3 protein-coding genes and 2 pseudogenes are annotated in these 5,015 nt (G+C 56.4%); 2 read left to right on the forward strand and 3 right to left on the reverse strand.

The features are described from left to right. From ABYP39_RS17310 to ABYP39_RS17320, 3 genes and pseudogenes are all read right to left on the reverse strand, one after another. Nucleotides 1-528, reverse strand: a pseudogene (locus tag ABYP39_RS17310) (ornithine carbamoyltransferase); the annotation flags it as partial. A gap of 31 nt (nucleotides 529-559) precedes the next feature. Next, the gene (locus tag ABYP39_RS17315; RefSeq protein WP_372783844.1) at nucleotides 560-1,747 is read right to left on the reverse strand and encodes an acetylornithine transaminase; all 1,188 of its coding nucleotides are present in this window, start codon (nucleotides 1,745-1,747) and stop codon (nucleotides 560-562) included. A 158-nt stretch (nucleotides 1,748-1,905) separates the two neighbouring features. Further along, nucleotides 1,906-4,023, reverse strand: a complete 2,118-nt coding sequence (locus tag ABYP39_RS17320; protein WP_372783846.1) for an AsmA family protein — start codon at nucleotides 4,021-4,023, stop codon at nucleotides 1,906-1,908. A 203-nt stretch (nucleotides 4,024-4,226) separates the two neighbouring features. On the opposite strand from ABYP39_RS17320, the gene grxD reads away from it, so the two are divergent. Together grxD and ABYP39_RS17330 are read left to right on the forward strand one after the other, a co-directional pair. Beyond that, the gene (gene grxD, locus ABYP39_RS17325) at nucleotides 4,227-4,562 is read left to right on the forward strand and encodes a Grx4 family monothiol glutaredoxin (RefSeq protein WP_372759260.1); all 336 of its coding nucleotides are present in this window, start codon (nucleotides 4,227-4,229) and stop codon (nucleotides 4,560-4,562) included. 208 nt (nucleotides 4,563-4,770) lie between these two features. Beyond that, nucleotides 4,771-5,015, forward strand: a pseudogene (locus tag ABYP39_RS17330) (porin); the annotation flags it as partial.

The following is a 5,015-nucleotide window of genomic DNA, read 5'->3' on the forward strand; positions in this document are numbered from 1 at the left end:
GAAATCGAACTGAATGGCGGCGTTGATGTAGCTCTGGCACATGTTGTTGCCGTCGCCAATCCAGGCCACTTTCTTGCCCTGAATGCTGCCGCGATGCTCCACATAAGTCTGGATGTCGGCCAGCAGTTGGCAGGGGTGAAAGTCGTCGGTCAGGGCATTGATTACCGGTACCGAGGAGTACTCGGCAAAGGTTTCAATAATGTCGTGGCCAAAGGTACGCATCATAATGATGTCGACCATGGATGACATAACCCGGGCGCTGTCTTCAATGGGTTCGCCACGGCCGAGCTGGGTATGCTCGGGTGCGAGAAACATGGCGTGCCCGCCCATCTGTGCCATGCCGGCTTCAAAGGAGATGCGGGTGCGGGTAGAGGATTTCTCAAACAGCATACCCAGCACATAGTTGTTAAAGCGCGGCGTTTCCGTGCGCGCTTTGTGCTGGGCTTTCAGTTCAATTGCGCGCTGTATCAGCTGCTGCAATTCGCTGGGTGAGCAATCCATTAAGCTCAAAAAATGCCTGACGGCCATTGTGATTTACTTCTTGTTGGATTTGCGACGATCAGGCGGCGTTGCGTTGCGCGGCCCAGCTTTCAATCAGTGGGCACAGCGTATCGATCAGCTGCTGAACTTCGTCTTGGTTGATAATAAGTGGTGGCAGCAAGCGCACCACCTTGTCGGAGGTGACATTGATCAGCAGGCCGGCGTCCAGCGCTTGCTGTACCAGCTCGCCGCAGGCGGCTGCCAGTTCAATGCCTACCATCAGGCCTTTGCCGCGTACGGTTACCACGCCTTTGATTCCGCTGAGGCGTTGTCGCAGACCGTCGCGCAGGGCCTGGCCCATTAGCTGGGCGTTTTCAATCAGCTTGTCATTCTGCAGGGTTTCAACCACTGCCAGTCCGGCAGCACAGGCCAGCGGGTTGCCGCCGAAGGTGGTGCCGTGATTACCGGGCTTGAACAGCTCGGCGGCTTTGCCGTGAGCCAGACATGCACCAATAGGAATGCCGCCGCCGAGACCTTTGGCGGTAACGACCACATCGGGCATGATGGTGCTGTGCTGGAAGGCAAAATATTTGCCGGTTCTGCCGTTACCGGTTTGCACTTCGTCGAGCATCAGCAACCAGTGGTTTTTGTCGCACAGCTCGCGCAGCTGTTCGAGGAAGCCTTCGGGCAGCATGTTGATGCCGCCTTCGCCCTGTATTGGTTCAAGCAGCACGGCGCATACGTCGTGATTGTTCTTGGCAATGGTTTCCAGTGCTTTGATATCGCCATAGGGCGCGCGGGTAAAACCATTGACCAGCGGCTCAAAGCCGGCTTGTACTTTGCGACTGCCAGAAGCAGTCAACGTGGCGAGGGTACGACCGTGAAAGGCGCCTTCCATGACCACGACGGTGGGGCGATCAATATCGCGGCTGTGGCCGTACAGTCGTGCCAACTTCAGCGCGGCTTCGTTGCCTTCGGCGCCAGAGTTGCAGAAAAACACATTGTCCATGCCAGACAGGCCGCACAACGCGTCGGCCAGCGCCTGCTGATTTTTAACGCCGTACAGGTTGGAGGTGTGCAGCAGTTGGCCGGCCTGCTCCTGAATGCGGCGTGTCAGTTCAGGGTGGGCGTGGCCCAGTGCGTTAACGCCGATGCCGCTAACAGCATCCAGGTAGCGCTTGTCCTGCTCGTCTACGAGCCAGACTCCCTCGCCGCGAACAAAGTTCACGGGCAACCTATTGTAGGTAGACATTACCGTATTGGGCATGACCATCCCCAGTGTTTGGATTCTTTGAAAATAAGAACGTAAATTCTTGCGTATAACGTAAAAGGGCAGCCAACGCTGCCCACCGAACGGATCATCATATAACCATTGTGAGGGGCTGGCAATGCCCCTGCGCGCAAGTGTTGGCGAGGCTTTGCCGGCTACTGACCGAAGAACTTCTGCAGCTTGTCGCGGGCTTTCTCCTTGAGCTTTTCTTTGCCGCGATCTATTTCCTCGCTCGCCTTTTCCTTGGCTTCGGCCTTGGCCTTGCCGGCAATAGTGTCGCGGAAGCGGGCAGTATCGAATTTACAGGGCAGGCCTTTGTCGCCGACCAGTGATCCTTTGCACTTCACGGGAATAACGAGGTCTTTCAGCTTGTCGTTTACGCGACAGGCGTTGTCTTCGTGAATATTTCCCAGAATGCGCAGCCCGGCGCTGTAGTTCAGGTCCATGCTGGCAATGTCGACCTGGCCTTTGCCTTCCAGTGCCATGCCTTTGAGCTGGGCGGTGAGGGCGCTGTTGTCGATACTGTTGCCGTTGATGGTAATCGCGCCGCTGAGGTCTTCAAAGCTGGTGGCTTTGGGCCAGGCGCTGGTGTCGATGGTTTCTTTGTGCATCAAGGCAATGCCCTGACAGGCATAGGCGGCCATGCTGGTGCCTTCAAATTTACCCTGTTTAATTGCGAAATCGGCCTTGCCCTTGGCGTTGTTGCGCAGCGCGGAGACGCGGTTTCCGGTGGTATTCAGGTCCAGGTTGATATTGGCGAGACCGGAAAACTGCTGCATTTCGGCCAGCTGAGTCAGCAACGGAAGGGTTTTAACATCGGTCACGTTGGCTTTAACCAGCCAGCGAGGTGTTGCATCGGCGGCATTGATGGTCGCATTGGCCTGAAAACGACCTTCATACAGTTGGCCACTCAGCGGGGAGACTTTGATCACTCCGTCCGCGGCGCTGGCATTGAGCACCAGTTGGCGAATGGGAATCTGATTAATGATCAGCTCACCGGCATTGAGCCCGGCGTCAAAGCGCAGGCCGCGCAGGGTTTCCAGGGGCAGCAGGTCCGTTTCCGGTGCGGGGTCGGCGCTGGCGGCTTGCGTTTCTCCAGCGGGCTCTTCGGGGGTAGGTGCTAGGTAGCGATCGGCGTCAATTTTGTCGAGATTCAGTCGGGCAAATACCGCGCCGGTTTCCAGGGTATAGCGCACTTCGCCATTGAGCTTGGTGTCATCAAGCGCAATATTCAGGGGTTTCAGTGCTACCTGCCCGGGTTCTCCACCCAGCGTTGTGTCCAGCGACAGCTTGCGCAGGGTGTTCGGATCCTGCATGGGCGGCAGACTTTGACCGAGCTGGGCCAGCAGTTCGCGTGGGGAGAATTCGGCTATCGAGAGTGTGCCCGCCAGCTGGGGCGTGCTGTCGAACTGGCTGACCACCAGGTTGCTGTCTATCTGTACCTTGTTAAGCGACAGCTTGAGCGGCGACAGCTTTATCTGGCTCTGGGCCAGGTCGGCGTCAATATTACCGTTGAGGGCGAGGTCTATTTTCTTCTGGTTTGTGGCGTCGCCCTGCAGGCTGACGGTGCTGCTCAGCGAGTCCAGCATGACCCGCTTGAACTGCTCGCCCAGTGTGAGATTGGCCTGGAGCTGCGCGAGGATATCCATTGCCGGCTCGGTGGTGGCCAGATGGAACTGCATATTCAGAGGAAATGCCTGCTGTGGGGTGATATCTGAGGCCTGCAACGCGAAGTTATCCAGCGTGGTGGTCTGGCCGCTCTGGGCGTCGTGGTAATGAACGCGTGTGTCGCTGATGGCCACTTCGCTGATATTGAAGACCAGTGTCTTGGCTTCGCCTTCCGGCGCTTGTTCGGCGGGGCTTTCCTGCGCGTCTGCCCCGGATTCGGGCATTATTCGCTCCCAGTTACCGCGCCCTTCCTTATCAAGCGCTAGGTTGAGCTCCAACCCCGCCAGCTCAAAGCGGTGCACGGCGGGCTGCATCTTAATCAACGAGCGCAGGCTGACGCGGGCCACCAGATGTTCTAGCTCTAAAAAGGGTTCGTTGTCGAGCCGCGCCTTGACTGTGTTCAGCTCCAGCCCCAGAGGGATAAACGACCAGCCGATATCGCCATCTAGCTGCAGGTCAAGCCGGGTATGGGTTTCGGCCGCTTTTTCGATCTGGGGTTTGAAATCATTCGGGTCAAACAGAAATAGCAGGCTAGCCGCTGCGATGCCGACCAGCGCCAATAGGCCTGCTAGGGCAAAAACCAGATAACGCAATGCAGAGGACATGGATAACACTCCTGTGAGTTGAATTGGCGCGGCTGCGCCCAAATATACTGTTATATCTGGGCACTATAGCAAAAGGACGGCGCTAGCTTGTGGAACTGCTGCCAATCTTCTTTGTCGTAGTGTCCGTAGAACAGGTACAATGTCGCAAAGCCAGAGTGGCTGGTGGTTATAGCGAAAGCTTTTAGCGAAAAGCAAGGTGAATGATGGACATCATAGACACGATCAAAAAGCAGATCGAAGAAAACCCGATCATCCTTTATATGAAGGGCTCCCCGAATCAGCCCCAGTGCGGTTTTTCCGCGCGTACGTCTCAGGCGGTCATGGCCTGTGGCGAGCGCTTCGCGTTTGTCGATGTGCTTTCCAACCCGGATGTTCGCGCCAACCTGCCCAAAGTGGGCAACTGGCCAACCTTCCCCCAGCTCTGGGTAGAAGGCGAGCTGGTCGGTGGCTGCGATATCGTGTGTGAAATGCACGAAAATGGCGAGCTGCAAACCCTGCTGAAAGAAGTGGGCGCCAAGCACCCGGCTCCGCAGCAGTAAGTCTTTTTCTTCAAAAACCCGCCCGGCTGGCGCCCGGCGGGTTTTTTTGTGCCTGACCTCAGGTAAAGGTGCAGGTGAAATGTTTTCACCGTAATCTAAACGAGAATACTTTTCATTTGTATTTAGAGTTGGTATAGTCCGCGCACTTAATCTGTAGTTCTCGGTGCAGCAGTAGTGGCACCAATACAATACCAATGGGGAAGACACGATGAAAAAAACTGCTTTGGCCGTGGCAATGGCCGCACTGGCACCCGTCGTAATGGCGGCGCCCACCACAGAAGAAATGTGGGAAACCATCCAGAAACAACAGCGCGAAATTGAGCGTCTTAAGGCACAGTCCAAGCAGACTGACGCCAAAATCGAAGCCACCGCCAGCGCGGTTGAGCGCGGCGGCAACAGCGGCTGGAGCAGCAAGACCTCTATTGGCGGTTACGGCGAGCACCATTTCAATCA

It is taken from the genome of Litorivivens sp., from assembly GCF_041625495.1.
Lineage (GTDB): Bacteria > Pseudomonadota > Gammaproteobacteria > Pseudomonadales > Spongiibacteraceae > Litorivivens.

Bases quoted from the DNA above. Each gene is read 5' to 3' on its own strand.
- ABYP39_RS17315 (WP_372783844.1), bottom strand. From the start codon at position 1,747: ATGCCCAATACGGTAATGTCTACCTACAATAGGTTGCCCGTGAACTTT.
- ABYP39_RS17320 (WP_372783846.1), bottom strand. From the start codon at position 4,023: ATGTCCTCTGCATTGCGTTATCTGGTTTTTGCCCTAGCAGGCCTATTG.
- grxD (WP_372759260.1), top strand. From the start codon at position 4,227: ATGGACATCATAGACACGATCAAAAAGCAGATCGAAGAAAACCCGATC.